This is a genomic window from Kribbella sp. (assembly GCF_035687465.1).
In the GTDB taxonomy this organism is placed as follows: domain Bacteria; phylum Actinomycetota; class Actinomycetes; order Propionibacteriales; family Kribbellaceae; genus Kribbella.
Window position 1 is genome coordinate 1 of the sequence record NZ_DASRXP010000194.1, and the last position, 16,122, is coordinate 16,122.

Genomic DNA, 16,122 nt, shown 5'->3' on the forward strand with positions numbered 1-16,122 from the left:
CCCGGACTGCCGAGGAAGGCGAACGGCGGCAGGTCCGGGAGCTCGACCTTGGCCGAGCCCTTGTCCTCCAGGTTGAAGATCAGCCCGGCGGGATCGGCTTCGCGGACTTCGCCGAGCCCGATCCGGGTGTTCAGCTGCAGCGCCGACCCGTCGTACTTGGCGTGCAGGACGTCGGTGTGGATGGCCTGCAGGACTTCGGGCGGGGTGTCCGGCGGCGCCCCCTCGGCGGACGAGGGCAGCAGCAGGAGGGGCAGCAGGAGCAGGCCGATCAAGGGCAGCAGCAAGCGCATTCGGTGAGTGGCGGTCACAGGCCGACACTTTATCTGAATCGACAACCATTTTCAGTAAGGGCTGACGAAACTGGCCCGGATGACGGTGGAAAGTCACCACCGTCAGGGACCGCGGCCGGACCCCGCTCAACTGATTTCTCGTCTGGGCAGAGTCGTGGGTAGACTGTTTTGGTTGCCTCGGCGAGGGACGCCCCCCGGACAAAGTCACTTCGGTGACGGTATGGCGGGCGCGGCTCCGTGATCGACGCGGTGGTTCGTTGCTTGACGCCTTCTCCGGAGTCAGGACGTGCCCGCTGAGGCCAGCAGCCACCACGGACAACGCATCACCACTGACAACAGATCACCGCAACGCACTTGAGGAGTTCATCTCGTGGCCGAGGTCAAGATCCAAGCCGAGTCGCGCACGGAGTTCGGCAAGGGTGCTGCCCGCCGTATCCGTCGGGACCACAAGGTGCCCGCCGTTCTTTACGGCCACGGCACAGACCCGGTGCACATCACGCTGCCCGGTCACGACACCATGCTGGCGCTGAAGACCGCCAACGCGCTGCTGCTGATCGAGGTCGAGGGCAGCGAGAGCCTGCTGGCGCTGCCGAAGCAGGTCCAGCGTGACCCGATCAAGAACACCATCGAGCACGTCGACCTGGTGATCGTGAAGCGTGGCGAGAAGGTGCAGGTCGACATCGCCGTCCACATCGAGGGCGAAGCGGTCAGCGAGACCCTGGTCGTGCTCGAGAACGCGACCATCCTGGTCGAGGCCGAGGCCACCCACATTCCGGACGGCGTCACCGTCTCCGTCGAGGGCCTGGAGGCCGGTGCGCAGATCCACGCGTCCGACCTCGAGCTGCCGGCCGGCACCACCCTGGCGATCGAGCCGGACACCCTGATCGTGAACGTGACCGCCGCCTCCACCGCCGAGCAGGTCGAGGCCGAGCTGGCCGAGGCCGAGGCCGGCGCGGGCATCGAGCGCGACGAGCCGGCCGCCGAGGCCGCGACCGCCGGCGTCTCGGGCGACTAATCGCGACCTGCAGTTCTAGTTCACTAGGAGGGCCGGGATCCGTGGCGGACGACGTGTGGTTGGTCGTCGGGCTGGGGAATCCCGGCCCTTCTTATGCCAAGACCCGGCACAACGTCGGCCAGATGGTGGCCGACGAGCTGGTCGCCCGGGCGGGCGGCAGCTGGAAGTCGCACAAGCAGGCCAAGGCCGAGGTGGTGGAGACCCGGATCAGCGGGCTCCGCGCGGTCCTGGCCAAGCCTCGCTCCTACATGAACGAGTCGGGCGGCCCGGTCTCCGGGCTGCTGAAGTTCTTCAAGGTCGAGCCGGCCTCGCTGGTGGTGATCCACGACGAGCTGGATCTCGACTTCGGCACCCTGCGGGCCAAGTTCGGCGGTGGCGACAACGGCCACAACGGACTCAAGTCGCTCCGCAAGTCGTTGGGTACCGGTGAGTACTATCGAATCCGGTTCGGGGTGGGTCGTCCTCCCGGCCGGCAGAACCCGGCCGACTTCGTGCTGAACGAGTTCTCCTCGACCGAACGCAAGGATCTTCCGTTCGCGGTCGATCGCACCGCGGATGCCGTCGAGTCGTTGCTCACCGATGGACTCGATGTCACCCAAGGCAAGTACAACTCGTAATGACGGACAACGCGTGAGGTTGGACAACTCGTGAAACTGGCCGGTCTGGTCGACACCCTGCTCACCGATGAGGTGGTGGCCGAGGCCGTCCGTGACGCGCGGAAACATGATCAGGCTGACGGGGTCACAACGCTCGACCTGAGCGCTCCCGGGCCGATCCGCCCGGTACTGATGGCTGCCCTCGCGGCCCAGCAGGGCGCGGATCGCCCGATCCTGGCGGTGACCGCCACCTTCCGCGAGGGCGAGGAACTCACCGAGGCCCTGCAGTGCATGGTCGAGCCCGGTTCCGTCGCCTACTACCCGGCCTGGGAGACGCTGCCGCACGAGCGGTTGTCCCCGCGGTCGGACACCGTCGGCCGACGTCTCGCCGTACTGCGGCGTCTGGCGCACCCGGATCCGTCGGACGAGACGACCGGGCCGATCAAGATCCTGGTCGCGCCGGTGCGGTCCGTGTTGCAGCCGCAGGTCGCTGGACTCGCGGATCTGCGGCCGGTCCAGCTGCACGTGGGCGACTCGGTCGAGCTAGAGGACGTCGTCGAGCGGTTGTCCGGAGCCGCCTACAACCGGGTCGACCTGGTTGAGCGGCGCGGCGAGTTCGCAGTACGGGGTGGCATCATCGACGTCTTCCCGCCGACCGAGGAGCACCCGCTGCGGGTCGACTTCTTCGGCGACGACGTGGAGGAGATCCGGTACTTCGCGGTCGCCGACCAGCGGTCCCTGGAGATCGCCGAGCACGGACTGTGGGCCCCGCCGTGCCGTGAGTTGCTGCTGACCGACGAGGTCCGCCAGCGGGCCGCCGTACTGGCGAAGGAGCACCCCGAGCTCTCCGAACTGTTCGAGAAGCTCGCCGAGGGCCACGCGGTCGAGGGGATGGAGTCGCTCGCGCCCGTCCTCGTCGACCACATGGAACTGCTCGTCGACCTGATGCCGCCGGGCACACACGTCGTGGTCAGCGACCCCGAGCGGGTGCGGGCTCGCGCGCATGACCTGGTCGCGACCAGCCAGGAGTTCCTGGAGGCGTCGTGGGCGGCCGCTGCCGGCGGTGGCGAGGCGCCGATCGACCTGGGCGCGGCGGCGTACATGTCGCTGGCGGATGTGCGATCGCATGCCCTGAGCAAGGGTCTTGCCTGGTGGAGCATGTCGCCGTTCGCGATCGCGCCGACGGACTCGCCGGAGCTACGCGACTCGATGGGGCTGCGGGTCTCCCTCGACATCGATACCGAGGCCGGCGCGGTTCGCAGCCGGATCGTCGCCGCCCATGAGGTCGACCCCTATCGCGGCGAAACCGCTGCTGCTGTTGAAGATGTGCGCGGCTGGCTGCGCGACGGCTGGCGGGTCGTCTGTGTGACCGAGGGGCATGGTCCCGCCCAGCGCCTGGCCGAGGTCTTCTCCGAGGCCGAGCTGCCCGCGCGGATGGTGGACAGCATCGACACCATCCCCGACGCGGGGGTCGTGCAGATCTCCCAGGGCCAGCTCGAGCGCGGGTTCATTGCCGAAGGCATCAAGTTCGCGGTGCTCACCGAGAACGACCTGGCCGGCCAGCGCAGCGCAGCCGAACGCCGTTCCCAGCAACGGATGCCGAGCCGCCGGAAGAAGGCTGTCGACCCGCTGGAGCTCGCTCCGGGCGACTACGTAGTCCACGAGCAGCACGGCGTCGGACGGTACTCCGAGATGCTGCAGCGCACCGTCGGCACCGGCTCGCAGAAGGCCACTCGCGAGTACATCGTGATCGAGTTCGCGCCGAGCAAGCGCGGCCAGCCGGGCGACCGGCTCTACGTGCCGACCGACCAGCTCGACCAGGTCACCCGGTACGTCGGCGGCGAGCAGCCCACCCTCGACAAGATGGGTGGCGGCGACTGGGCCAAGCGCAAGGGCCGAGCGCGCAAGGCGGTCCGCCAGATCGCCGGCGAGCTGATCAAGCTGTACGCCGCGCGCCAGGCGACCAAGGGCCACGCCTTCGCCAAGGACACCCCGTGGCAGGCCGAGCTCGAGGACGCGTTCCCGTTCGTCGAGACGCCGGACCAGCTGGCCACCATCGACGACGTGAAACGCGATATGGAGCGGGTCACGCCGATGGACCGGATCGTCTGCGGTGATGTCGGCTACGGCAAGACGGAGATCGCAGTACGGGCTGCTTTCAAGGCTGTTCAGGACGGTAAGCAGGTCGCGATCCTGGTGCCGACCACGCTGCTGGTCCAGCAGCACTACGCCACCTTCGCGGAGCGCTACGCGGCCTTCCCGGTCAACGTCGCGCCGCTGTCGCGGTTCCAGACCGACAAGGAGTCGAAGGCCACCATTGACGGACTGGCCGACGGCACCATCGACGTGGTGATCGGTACCCACCGGTTGCTCGGCGGCGAGGTCCAGTTCAAGGATCTCGGCCTGGTCGTGGTCGACGAGGAGCAGCGCTTCGGGGTCGAGCACAAGGAGCAGCTGAAGCAGTTGCGGACCGCGGTCGACGTACTGACGATGTCCGCGACGCCGATCCCGCGGACGCTGGAGATGTCGATCACCGGCATCCGGGAGATGTCCACGATCGCCACCCCGCCGGAGGAGCGGCACCCGGTGCTGACCTTCGTCGGTGCCTACGAAGAGGGCCAGGTGACGGCCGCGATCCGGCGCGAACTGCTCCGCGAGGGCCAGGTCTTCTTCGTCCACAACCGGGTGAACACGATCGAGAAGGCGGCCGCCCGGATCCGCCAGCTCGTGCCCGAGGCCCGGGTCAGCGTCGCGCACGGTCAGATGCCCGAGCACCACCTGGAGCAGGTCATCCAGGGCTTCTGGGAGAAGCAGTCCGACGTCATCGTCTGTACGACGATCGTCGAGTCCGGCATCGACATCTCCAACGCGAACACGTTGATCGTCGAGCGGTCCGACCTGCTCGGCCTGTCCCAGCTGCACCAGCTCCGCGGCCGGGTCGGACGAGGTCGCGAGCGCGCCTACGCGTACTTCTTCTTCCCGCCGGAGAAGCCGCTGACCGAGACCGCGCACGACCGGCTCGCCACCATCGCGCAGCACGCCGACCTCGGGGCCGGTATGCAGGTGGCGATGAAGGACCTGGAGATCCGCGGCGCCGGCAACCTGCTCGGCGGGGAACAGTCGGGCCACATCGCCGATGTCGGGTTCGACCTGTACGTCCGGCTCGTCGGCGAAGCCGTCGCGGAGTACCGGGGCGACACCCAGGCGGACGAGCCCGAGGTCAAGATCGAGCTGCCGATCGACGCGCACCTACCGCACGACTACGTGCCCTCGCAGCGGCTCCGGCTGGAGATGTACCAGCGGCTGGCCGCAGTACGGGACGAGGCTGGGATTGCCGAACTGGTCGAGGAACTGCACGACCGGTACGGCGATATCCCGCAGCCGGTGTTGAACCTGATCGAGGTGGCGAAGTTCCGCAACCATGCTCGGCTGGCCGGGCTGCACGACGTCACCCTGCAGGGCAATCTGATCCGGTTCGGGCCGGTCGAGCTGCCGGATTCGAAGGTGCTCCGGCTGAACAGGCTGTACCCGAAGAGTCTGGTGAAGCCGCAACTGCGTACGATCCTGGTGCCGAGACCAACCACCCGGGCGGTCGCCGGTCAGCCGCTCCGCGACCAGGAGTTGCTGCAGTGGTGCGCCAGACTGATCGACGACGTGATCGCCGAGCCCGTCGGGGCGCCGGCCTGATGATTTCGCAGGAGGAGAGTTCGGTGAAGAGATCCCTGGTTCGCACGGGTGCGGCGCTGTCTTCGGTGCTGCTGCTCGGCGGCTGCGCGGCCGGGACCCACCCGGGTGCGGCGGCCGTGGTCGGCAAGACCGAGATCACGGTGGGCGACATCGACGACACCTCCCGCGCGGTGGCGACCGCGCTGGGTCAGCCGCTCACCACCAGCCAGATCCTGGGCGAACTGGTGAACAGCGCGCTGGTCCAGCAGATCACGGCCCAGCGCTCGATCACCGTCACCGAGGCGGAGATCGTGCCCGCGATGAAGGCCGTGGTCGGCGACCAGGCGGCGTACGACAAGTTCGTCAAGGACCCGGTCGCGAACACCTTCCTCCGTGACGTGGCGTCGGCCGCGGTCGGCACCATCAAGCTTGGCGGCGGCACGGGCATCACCGACCCGAACGTGCAGACGGCCCAGCAGGCCGGCACTGCCGTGGTCAAGGACGCCTCGAAGAACATCACTGTCGACATCGCGCCGCGCTTCGGCAAGTGGACGGACGGCACCATCGACGGCAAGGCCTCGGGCTCGCTGTCGGAGGAGTCCGCTCAGGCCAAGGCGAAGCGCGAGGCCGCGGAGCAGGCACAGCAGCAGCAACAGCAGCCTGAGCCGCAGGGCTGAGTCCGTAGCCCTGTGGTCGCCGTGATCAAGGTCGTTCTGACCAGCCCGCGGGTGGCGCCGGGACTGCTCACCCGTGCGGGGTGGCAGGCGTTCTCCGAGGCTGACGAGATCGGCGCTTCGGCCGGTGTCGAACGCCCGGACGTCCAGGCGCTGGTGGGCTCCGGGCTGGTCGTCACCAAGGTCGAGGGTGCTGCCGGTGAGCAGTGGTCCTGGCTGACCGCCTTGGCCGCGGCTGGTCGTCGCGTCGCCTGGCTCGTCGGCGAGGACGGCGAGCCGGCGTTGCTCCGGGCGATCGCGGACCACCTCACCCGGGACTCGTCGTACGAGGTCGAGATCCTGCACGGCTCGTACGACGTACCGGGTGCGCGCCTGATCGACCTGGTCCGGGTGATGGACCGCCTCCGCAGCAACTGCCCGTGGGACCAGGAACAAACCCACCGCAGCCTGGCCAAGTATCTGCTCGAGGAAACCTACGAGACCCTCGAAGCCATCGACTCAGGCGACCGCGCCCACCTCCGCGAAGAACTGGGCGACCTTCTCCTCCAGGTCGTCTTCCACTCCCGAATCGCCGAAGAAGGCGTCCCCTCAGAGGCGGACGACGAGGACTACGACGACGGTGGCGATGGGTTCGATGACGGAGCCGGTGACGATGGGGCATGGTCGATCGACGACGTAGCCGGCGGCATCGTCGAGAAACTGATCCGCCGCCACCCCCACGTCTTCGGCGACACCCAGGCCGACGACGCCGCCGCGGTGGAGGCGAACTGGGAAACCATCAAGGCCGCCGAAAAACAACGCACCTCGGTCCTCGAAGGCATCCCCCTCGCACTCCCTGCCCTAGCGCTCGCCGACAAGGTCCTCTCCCGCGCCGCCAAGGTCCTCCCCACCCCAGACGCTTCGACGCCCACCACGGATGACGCCCGCATCGGCGAAGCCCTCCTGGACCTGGTCCGCCAATCCCGCGCCCTCGGCGTAGACCCCGAACAAGCCCTCCGCGAAGCCACCCACCACCTAGCCGCCCAGGTCCGCAGTACGGAAGCCAACACCTGACCTCACTCAGTGTGCGTCAGCGCCACCTGCCCAGACGTTGGCAGGCCATTCAGCGCAGGCCCGAGCGAGTTCTTCTTCGGTGATCGGATCGTGGTCTACCGCGAGCTCGGCGACCAACTCACCAAGCCGGTCGTAGTCGGGATCGCTCATGCGGAAATCCTAGACTGCAGCCAGTGTTTGGTACGGCGAGTTCCCAGACGCCGACTAGCCTGCGCCGTGAACTTGCGAACCACCTGCGTCTGGTGGGGGATGCCGTGGCTGGGAAAGTAGTTCGACCTGGGGTGGGTGGGGCTGGGAGGGTGGTGGAGTGGGTATCGGGCGGGTTCTGGTGGATCGGTGGGGGCTTCGGGTTGAGCGGGTCGAGGTGCTCGAGGGCGGGATGAACTCGCGGGTCTGGCTTGTGGTCGCCGACGGCGTGCAGCTGGTGGTGAAGTCGGTTGACCAGGCCGGCGACGGGTTCGAGCGGGGACTGGAGTTGGCCGCGCGGCTGGATTCCGCGGGGCTGACCACGGGTGCGCCGATTCCGAGTCTCCGCGGCCGGCTGGTGGAGCCGGCCGATGACCGGCTGATCGCCCTGCTGCAGTACGTCGAGGGGATTCCGCTGGTCGGAGGACCCGACGACCAGGACGAGCACCGACTGATCGGTACGACGCTCGCCCGCGTGCACGAGATCGCCCCGGCGCGACCCGTTGACCTGGAGAAGTGGCTGAAGATCGTCACGGATCTCGACGAGTACCTGGACTACGAACCGTGGATCCGCCCTGCCGTGGGGGATGCGCTCGCCGGCGTACGGGAGTTGGCTTCGCAGCGTGAGCTGAGTTGGGCAGGACTGCACGGAGACCCGGCCCCCGAGGCCTTCCTCCGCCAGCCGGACGGCGAGATCGCCTTGATCGACTGGGGCGGCGCGATAGTCCCCGGCCCGACCCTGTACGACGTCGCCTCGGCCGTCATGTACGTCGGCAACCCCAACCACGTAGTACCGGCCTATCTCGCCGAGCGACCACAAGCCGCCGATGAGCTCGACGACGGCCTGACCACCTTCCTCAACCTCCGCTACGCCGTCCAAGCCGCCTACTTCGCCTGGCGCTGCACCACAGACGTCCAAACCGGCCTAACCACCGCCGACGGCAACACCAAAGGCCTATCCGACGCCCGCCAAAGCCTGGTTGGTCGGTGAAACTGTCCGCATGAAGGACGTGGTGAAGCAGAGCAAGCGATTGTCGAGGTTGTTGCGGCATGGGGCCGGTGAGCGGGGCCTGGCTATGTCGCCTGATGGTTGGGCCGCCATCCAAGACGTCTGCGACCTGCTGGCGATGGACCGTACGACGCTCGACCGCGCTGTCCTGCATAACGACAAGAGTCGGCTGCAGGTGGATGGGGAGAGGATTCGCGCCTGCCAGGGGCATTCGCTGGAAGGGATGCCGGTCACATGTGAAGCCTTGGAGAACAGTTGGCGACCGGTGAGGCCGGCGGAGCTGCTGTGGCATGGGACGACTGCGGCGGCTCTGGAGAGCATCCAGAAGGCCGGATTGCTGCCGGGGCGGCGTACTCACGTGCATTTGGCGCCGAGCGTGGACAGTCGCGTGGGCAAGAGGTCCGCTGTGGACGTGTTGCTGGGGATAGATGCTGGTGATCTTGAGGTGTTCGAGGCGCCTAACGGTGTGTTGCTGACGCGGCAGGTGCCTGTGGATGCGATCGTCAGGGTGACGCGGTCCACTGGGGTGGGTGGTCTGGAGGCTAGGCTCGGGCCTGATCCGTCATCAAGAACTTGGGAGTAGATGTGGCCACCATCGAGGCCGTCGGCGCGCGCGAGATTCTCGACTCGCGCGGCAACCCCACTGTCGAGGTCGAGGTTCTGCTCGACGACGACACCGTAGCCCGGGCGGCGGTGCCGTCAGGCGCTTCCACCGGCCAGTTCGAGGCCGTCGAGCTGCGCGACGGGGACAAGTCCCGCTACGGCGGCAAGGGTGTCCAGAAGGCCGTCACGGCCATCCTGGAGGACATCGACAAGGAGATCGTCGGGTACGACGTCCACGAGCAGCGGCTGATCGACCAGGCCATGCTCGACCTGGACGGCACCCCGAACAAGGCCAAGCTGGGCGCGAACGCCATCCTCGGCGTCAGCCTCGCGGTGGCCAAGGCGGCCGCGGAGAGTGCCGGCCTGGACCTGTACCGCTACGTCGGCGGGCCGAACGCGCACGTGCTCCCGGTGCCGATGATGAACATCCTCAACGGTGGCTCGCACGCGGACAGCAACGTCGACGTGCAGGAGTTCATGATCGCCCCGATCGGCGCGGCGACGTACTCCGAGGCACTCATGCAGGGCGCCGGCGTCTATCACGCGCTGAAGGCGGTCCTGAACGAGCGCGGGCTGTCCACCGGCCTGGGTGACGAGGGTGGTTTCGCCCCGAACCTGCCGAGCAACCGCGACGCGCTCGACCTGATCCTGGTCGCGATCGAGAAGGCCGGGCTGCGGCCGGGCGAGGACATCGCGCTGGCCATGGATGTGGCCGCGAGCGAGTTCCACACCGACGGCGTCTACGCCTTCGAGGGCGGCAAGAAGTCGGCCGACGAGATGATCGCGTACTACGCCGACCTGGTCGCGTCGTACCCGATCGTGTCCATCGAGGACCCGCTGAACGAGGAGGACTGGTCCGGCTGGATCAACCTCAGCTCGCAGCTCGGCGACAAGATCCAGATCGTCGGCGACGACCTGTTCGTCACCAACGTCGAGCGGCTGCAGCGCGGCATCACCGAGAAGGCGGCCAACTCGCTGCTGGTCAAGGTGAACCAGATCGGCTCGCTGACCGAGACCCTGGACGCCGTCGAGCTCGCGCACCGCAGCGGTTTCACCTGCATGATGAGCCACCGTTCCGGCGAGACCGAGGACACCACCATCGCCGACCTCGCGGTGGCGACGAACTGCGGCCAGATCAAGTCCGGTGCGCCGGCCCGGTCCGACCGCACCGCGAAGTACAACCAGCTGCTCCGGATCGAGGAGGAACTGGACGACGCGGCCCGGTACGCCGGTCGCTCGGCCTTCCCCCGATTCAAGGGCTGACCGGCGTAGGATTTTCGGATGCCGTCCCGCCTAGGCCATTCCGGGTCACGCCCGGGTTCGTCGCGCCCACCGGCGCGGCGGGGCGGCAGCCAACCCAAACGCCGTACGACGGGAACGCCGGCCGGCCCAGCCCGCACCCGGGGCTCACGTAATCTCACCGGCCGGGCAGCCGTGGTGCTGCTCGTGCTCGGCGCGCTGATCGTGTCGTACGCGCAGAGTCTGCGGGTGTGGTTCGACCAGCACCAGCAGATCACCGCGCTGCAGCAGGAGATCCGAGACCGGGAGAAGCGGGTCGACCAGCTGAACGACGAGATCACTCGCTGGGACGACGACGCCTACGTCCGGGCCCAGGCCCGGCAACGCCTCGGCTGGGTGATGCCGGGCGAGGTCGGCTACCGGGTGATCGGTGCGGACGGCAAGCCCGTCGGGGCCCCGCCGGCGCCGAGCGGTCCGGCCGATCCGCAGGCCGACGAGCAGCAGCAGCCGACCTGGTACACCAAGCTCTGGGGCAGCGTCGAAGGCGCCGGGAAGCCCGCGACGCCGGCCACGAAACCGGCCGCGAAGCCCACCCCGAAACCCATCCTCACCCCGTCGCCGAAGGCCGGCCGTTGAGCGTCACCCCTGAAGACATCGAGACAGTCAGCGCCCAGCTCGGCCGGACCGCCCGAGGGAACCGTTCGATCGCGCACCGCTGCAGTTGCGGCCTGCCGGACGTCGTCGAGACCGAGCCTCGGCTGCCCGACGGCACCCCCTTCCCGACCACGTACTACGTGACCTGCCCGCGGCTCGCGTCGGCGATCGGCACCCTCGAGGCCGGCGGGATGATGAAGGAGATGACCGAGCGACTCGGCACCGACGAGGAACTGGCGAAGTCCTACCAGGCGGCACACGAGTCCTACCTGGCGCACAGGGAGTCGATCGAGCACGTGCCTGAGATCGACGGGATCACCGCCGGGGGGATGCCGACGCGGGTGAAGTGCCTGCACGTACTGGTCGGGCATTCGCTGGCAGCCGGGCCCGGGGTCAATCCGCTCGGCGACGAGGCGCTCGAGGCGCTGGAGGACTGGGGCCGGCGAGGGCCCTGTGTCTGAACCGAAGCCGAAGGATCGCGGTCGCGGTCCGCACATCCCGCACCTTCGACGCCCGCCTGAGCCACCGCCGCCGCAGCCCCGACCGTTGCGGGTCGCGGCGGTCGACTGCGGGACGAACTCGCTGCGGCTGCTGATCGCGGACTATGCCGATGGCAGGTTGGCCGAGGTCGACCGGCGGATGACGATCGTCCGCCTCGGCCAGGGCGTCGACTCGACCGGAGCCTTCGCTCCCGAGGCTCTGCAGCGCGTCTTTGCCGCCTCGGACGACTTCGCCCGGGTCGTGCGGGAGTCCGGAGCCTCGCGGGTGAGGTTCGTGGCGACCTCGGCCGCCCGGGATGTGAGCAATCGTGACGAGTTCTTCGCCGGGATCCGTGCGCGGTTCGGGGTCGAGCCGGACATTATCTCCGGCGACGAGGAGGCCACGCTGAGCTTCCAGGGTGCGACCGGCGGGCTGGCGGAGTACGAGGTGCCCGGCCCGTACCTGGTCGCGGACATCGGTGGTGGATCCACGGAACTCGTGCTCGGCGACGCCTCGGGCGTGCTCGCGGCTGATTCGCTGGACATGGGATCCGTCCGGATGACCGAGCGGCACCTCGCCTCGGATCCGGCGACGATCAAGGAGATGGCAGCCGCTACCAATGACGTCGATGCCTTGCTGGCGTCGACCTCCGTCCCGCTGTCCCAGGCACGCAGCCTGATCGGCGTGGCCGGCACGGTGACGACAGTGGCCGCGGTCGCGCTCGGCCTGACGTCCTACGACCCGGAGCTGATCCACCATGCGCGGATCCCCGGTCCGCTGCTGCTCGACACCACCTCCTGGCTGATGGGATCGACCCGGGCCGCGCGCTCCGCAGTACCGGTGATCCATCCGGGGCGAGTGGATGTCATCGGCGCTGGGGCGCTGATTCTGCAGCGCCTGCACGACCGGCTGGCCGACCACCTGGTGACGGACGAGGTACTGGTCTCCGAGCACGACATCCTTGACGGAGTGGCGTTGTCGTTGTCCCGTAACTGATCTTGCGCAATTCGAGCGGCTTCGAGGGTTAGCCTGCTGAGATGCTGCTGCCGCATCCGTTGACGGGCGAGTTGTTCGAGAGCCCGGTCCCGCCTGGTAGCGGATGGCCCGAGGACCCGGCGGCACGGAGTACCGAAGTGGCTCGGACGGCAGCGGAGGTCGTCGAGCTGGCGCAGACCCCGGAGTTGGCGGAACTGGACGCCAGGGTGTCGGTCTGCCGGGCCTGCGAGCGGCTCGTCGAGTGGCGCGAGGAAGTTGCCGTCAGCAAGCGGAAGTCGTTCGCCGACCAGCCGTACTGGGGCAGGCCGATCGCGGGCTGGGGTTCGCCGGAGCCGCGGGTGCTGATCGCGGGCCTCGCGCCGGCCGCGCAGGGCGGGAACCGGACCGGGCGGGTGTTCACCGGCGACCGATCGGGGGACTGGCTGTTCGCGTCGCTTTACCGCGTGGGGCTGGCCTCCCAGCCGACCAGCGAGCACGCCGGCGACGGGCTGCGGTTGCTCGGCGCGCGGATGATGGCGGCCGTCCGCTGTGCGCCACCGGCCAACAAGCCGACGCCCGAGGAACGCGACAACTGCTCGCCGTGGTTCCGGCGCGAACTGGAGTTGGTGCTGCCGTCCACGCGGGCGATCGTCTGCTTGGGGAAGTTCGGTTTCGACGTCCTGCTGAACGCGTTGCAGTCGGTCGGCGGCGCAGTACCGAAGCCACGGCCCAGGTTCGGGCACGCGGTCGAGTACGTCGTCCCGGGCCCGTACGGCGAGGTCGTCGTGCTCGGGTGCTTCCATCCGAGCCAGCAGAACACCTTCACCGGCAAGCTCACCGAACCCATGCTGGATGCTGTGATGAGTCGCGCCAAGTCGATCGCCGAGTCCCTCCCAGGAGGGATTCCCGGTGGGTGAGATCACCCGGGAGAGTGCTTGTGAAAACTTTCACGAGCCTGTTAACCTGAAGTAGACATGAAGTTGGAACACCACTCAGGGAGAGTGAGCCGCATGACAGCCCAGGTACCGCACATCCTCGTGGTCGGGGGCGGTTACGTCGGGATGTACACCGCTTACGGCCTGCGCAAAGCCGCGCGGCGAGGCAGGATCCGGGTCACCGTGGTCGACCCGCGCTCCGTGATGACTTACCAGCCGTTCCTGCCCGAGGCGGCAGCCGGTTCGGTTGAACCGCGGCACGTGGTGGTGCCGCTGCGCAAGACCCTCAAGGGCTGCCGCGTGGTCACCGGCCGGGTGACGTCGATCGACCACGAGCACAAGGTCGCGAAGGTGATGCCGGAGGAGGGCCCCGACTACGAGCTCGCGTACGACCAGATCGTCGTCGCGCTGGGCTCGGTCGCCCGGACGCTGCCGATCCCGGGGCTGGCCGAGCAGGCCATCGGATTCAAGAACGTCGAGGAAGCCATCGCCCTGCGGAACAAGGTGCTGGACCGGCTGGACGTCGCGTCGTCCCAGCCCGACCCGGCGCTGCGCAAGGCCGCGCTGACCTTCGTCTTCATCGGCGGTGGATACGCCGGGGTCGAGGCGTTCGCCGAGCTCGAGGACATGGCCCGCTACGCCACCCGGTACTACGACAACATCAAGCCCGAGGACATGCGCTGGGTGCTCGTCGAGGCGACCAACCGGATCCTCCCGGAGGTCGGCGAGGACCTCGGCAAGTACACGGTCGAGCAGCTTCGCAAGCGCAACATGGACATCAGGCTGGAGACCCGGCTGGAGTCCTGCGAGAAGGGCCATGTAGTCCTCAACGACGGCGAGGAGTTCGACGCCGACACCATCGTCTGGACCGCCGGGGTGAAGGCGAACCCGGCGCTGGCCGCGACCGACTTCCCGCTGGACGAGAAGGGCCGGGTCAAGTGCCTGCCGAACCTGCGGATCGAGGGTCTGGACGACGCCTGGTCCGCCGGTGACAACGCGGCCGTGCCCGACCTCACCTCGGAGACCGGCGCGTACTGCGCCCCGAACGCGCAGCACGCGGTCCGGCAGGCCAACCGCCTCGCGGCGAACATCCTGCGCGTGGTCGACGGCAAGCAGCCGCAGGACTACAAGCACAAGTACGTCGGGTCTGTGGCGAGCCTCGGTCTGCACAAGGGCGTGGCGCAGTTGTACGGCGTGAAGGTGAAGGGCTGGCCGGCCTGGTTCCTGCACCGCTCCTACCACGTGTCCCGTGTGCCCACCTTCAACCGCAAGGCCCGGGTCATCCTCGACTGGACCCTCGCGCTGTTCTTCCGCCGCGAGGTCACCAGCCTCGGCAGCCTGCAAACCCCCAACGAAGAGTTCCGCCGCGCGACCGGCAGCAACTGACAACCACCTTGCGTCCGAAGAACCGAGGGGCCTGCCCCGCAGTTCTTCGGACGCAAGAGGCTAGTGGTCGATGGGAGCGGTGCCCCAGGTGGTGGGCGGCGCCCCCATCGCCACGCTGATGCGGCCGCCCTTCGTGAGGTAGGACTCGGGCAGCCAGGACTCCGTGCGGGGCTTGCCGTTCAGCGTCAGTGATTGCACGTACTGGTTGGCGTCCGACGTCTGCGGCGCTTCCACAGTCAGCCGTACGCCGTTGCTTCGGTGCAGCTCGACCTTCGGGAACAGGGGACTGCCTACCAGCAGTTCCGCCCGGCCCGGCGTCTGCGGGAACAGGCCGATCGCGGCGAACACGTACCAGGCCGACAGCGTGCCCAGGTCGTCGTTCCCGGGGAGCCCGGACGGCCCCACGCCGTACACGGTGTCGACGATCTCGCGGGTGGTCGCCTGCGTCTTCCACGGCTCCCCGAACCCGTTGTACAACCAGGGCGTGTGGAGGCCGGGCTCGTTCGTCGGGTCGTACCGGAGCGCACTGCCGCCCTTGACCGCCCAGTTCCCGGCCTCGTCGTGGAAGAACCCGTCGAGGCGCTGTACTGCGTTCCCGTTCATGGCGGCGGCGAGTCCGGAGACATCCTGCGGCACCATCCACGTGTACGTCGCGCTGGATCCCTGTGCGAACCCGACATCGGTCGACGGCGTGAACCCGGGCTGCCAGGTCCCGTCCGCCTTCCGGGCCCGCTGATAGCCGACCGCCGGATCGAAGGTGTTCTTCCACCAGGTCCCACGGTCCGCCAGCATCGTCGCCTCAGGACGGCCGAGCCGTGAAGCCCATTGCGACAGCGAGTAGTCCGCGAGCGAGTTCTCCAGCGTCTCGGCTGCTCCGCCCCAGCAATGACAGGCATCCTGCGGCGCGTACTGCTTGGCGATATAGGTGTCGAGCGCGGGTCGTTGCCCGGTGCATTGCCCAGGGCAACCGCCGTCGTTCTCCGCCTGCGGGTTCTGCACGGTTGCCTGGTGCAACAACGACTCATAGGCGCCTTCGGCATCGAAGTTCCGCACGCCCATCGCCGCGAACGTCGCCAGCGTCGGTGCCGCGGGATCACCCGTCATCACATGCGTGGCGCCGTTGTTGTGCAGCCAGCGGTCCCAGATCCCGTTGTTCTGTTGGGCGAACTGGTACATCGACTGCGCGAAGTCACCCGCGACGTCCGGCTTCAGCAACGCCAGCAACTGGATGTGCGCGCGATACTGATCCCATCCGGAGAAGGTCCCGTACTGCGCGCGCTGGCCCCGCGCCAGCCGGTGAATCGCCTGGTCGGTGCCGAGGTAGCGTCCGTCCACGTCGTTGAAGATGTTCGGCTGCAGCA

The 16,122-nt window shown here is 68.3% G+C and carries 15 protein-coding genes and 1 pseudogene; 13 read left to right on the forward strand and 3 right to left on the reverse strand.

Annotated elements, in window-relative coordinates; translation table 11 throughout:
- A pseudogene (locus tag VFG33_RS09685) lies at positions 1-308 on the reverse strand (cell wall protein); the annotation flags it as partial.
- Between the two features lie 352 nt (positions 309-660).
- On the opposite strand from VFG33_RS09685, the gene VFG33_RS09690 reads away from it, so the two are divergent.
- From VFG33_RS09690 to VFG33_RS41235, 5 genes are read left to right on the forward strand one after another with little or no spacing between them, the layout of a single operon-like run.
- The gene (locus tag VFG33_RS09690; RefSeq protein ID WP_325024640.1) at positions 661-1,305 is read left to right on the forward strand and encodes a 50S ribosomal protein L25/general stress protein Ctc; all 645 of its coding nucleotides are present in this window, start codon (positions 661-663) and stop codon (positions 1,303-1,305) included.
- Positions 1,306-1,346: 41 nt separating this feature from the next.
- On the forward strand, positions 1,347-1,922 hold the full coding sequence (gene pth, locus VFG33_RS09695; protein WP_325024642.1) for an aminoacyl-tRNA hydrolase: 576 nt from the start codon (positions 1,347-1,349) through the stop codon (positions 1,920-1,922).
- A 30-nt stretch (positions 1,923-1,952) separates the two neighbouring features.
- On the forward strand, positions 1,953-5,588 hold the full coding sequence (gene mfd, locus VFG33_RS09700) for a transcription-repair coupling factor (RefSeq protein WP_325024644.1): 3,636 nt from the start codon (positions 1,953-1,955) through the stop codon (positions 5,586-5,588).
- 23 nt (positions 5,589-5,611) lie between these two features.
- On the forward strand, positions 5,612-6,244 hold the full coding sequence (locus VFG33_RS09705) for a SurA N-terminal domain-containing protein (protein ID WP_325024646.1): 633 nt from the start codon (positions 5,612-5,614) through the stop codon (positions 6,242-6,244).
- 21 nt (positions 6,245-6,265) lie between these two features.
- A complete protein-coding gene (locus VFG33_RS41235; RefSeq protein WP_414672937.1) occupies positions 6,266-7,294 on the forward strand; it encodes a nucleoside triphosphate pyrophosphohydrolase in 1,029 nt (342 codons plus the stop codon).
- A gap of 6 nt (positions 7,295-7,300) precedes the next feature.
- Here VFG33_RS41235 and VFG33_RS09715 read toward each other — a convergent pair whose 3' ends face one another.
- Positions 7,301-7,444, reverse strand: coding sequence for a hypothetical protein (locus VFG33_RS09715; protein WP_325024648.1), 144 nt, complete (start codon positions 7,442-7,444; stop codon positions 7,301-7,303).
- A gap of 157 nt (positions 7,445-7,601) precedes the next feature.
- Here VFG33_RS09715 and VFG33_RS09720 point away from each other — a divergent pair, with 157 nt between their 5' ends.
- The 8 genes from VFG33_RS09720 (at position 7,602) to VFG33_RS09755 (ending at position 14,761) form a co-directional block, all read left to right on the forward strand.
- Complete coding sequence (locus VFG33_RS09720; protein ID WP_325024650.1) at positions 7,602-8,471, forward strand: phosphotransferase enzyme family protein; 870 nt, start codon at positions 7,602-7,604, stop codon at positions 8,469-8,471.
- 10 nt (positions 8,472-8,481) lie between these two features.
- Positions 8,482-9,072 carry an RNA 2'-phosphotransferase gene (locus VFG33_RS09725; protein WP_325024652.1) on the forward strand — a complete coding sequence of 197 codons (591 nt, stop codon included), beginning with the start codon at positions 8,482-8,484 and terminating at the stop codon, positions 9,070-9,072.
- A 2-nt stretch (positions 9,073-9,074) separates the two neighbouring features.
- Positions 9,075-10,355: a phosphopyruvate hydratase gene (eno, locus tag VFG33_RS09730; protein ID WP_325024654.1), complete on the forward strand. Its 1,281-nt coding sequence runs from the start codon at positions 9,075-9,077 to the stop codon at positions 10,353-10,355.
- A gap of 18 nt (positions 10,356-10,373) precedes the next feature.
- Positions 10,374-10,967, forward strand: coding sequence for an FtsB family cell division protein (locus tag VFG33_RS09735; RefSeq protein ID WP_325024656.1), 594 nt, complete (start codon positions 10,374-10,376; stop codon positions 10,965-10,967).
- Positions 10,964-11,446, forward strand: a complete 483-nt coding sequence (locus VFG33_RS09740) for a DUF501 domain-containing protein (RefSeq protein ID WP_325024658.1) — start codon at positions 10,964-10,966, stop codon at positions 11,444-11,446. Before VFG33_RS09735 ends, VFG33_RS09740 begins: the two co-directional genes overlap by 4 nt.
- Positions 11,439-12,461 carry a Ppx/GppA phosphatase family protein gene (locus VFG33_RS09745; protein ID WP_325024660.1) on the forward strand — a complete coding sequence of 341 codons (1,023 nt, stop codon included), beginning with the start codon at positions 11,439-11,441 and terminating at the stop codon, positions 12,459-12,461. Before VFG33_RS09740 ends, VFG33_RS09745 begins: the two co-directional genes overlap by 8 nt.
- Before the next feature lie 41 nt (positions 12,462-12,502).
- Positions 12,503-13,357, forward strand: coding sequence for a uracil-DNA glycosylase (locus VFG33_RS09750; protein ID WP_325024663.1), 855 nt, complete (start codon positions 12,503-12,505; stop codon positions 13,355-13,357).
- 93 nt (positions 13,358-13,450) lie between these two features.
- Positions 13,451-14,761 carry an NAD(P)/FAD-dependent oxidoreductase gene (locus tag VFG33_RS09755; RefSeq protein WP_325024665.1) on the forward strand — a complete coding sequence of 437 codons (1,311 nt, stop codon included), beginning with the start codon at positions 13,451-13,453 and terminating at the stop codon, positions 14,759-14,761.
- Positions 14,762-14,821: 60 nt separating this feature from the next.
- Here the strand turns inward: VFG33_RS09755 and VFG33_RS09760 are convergent.
- Positions 14,822-16,122, reverse strand: a 1,301-nt coding sequence (locus VFG33_RS09760; RefSeq protein WP_325024667.1) for a GH92 family glycosyl hydrolase, incomplete at its 5' end; no start/stop codon positions are given.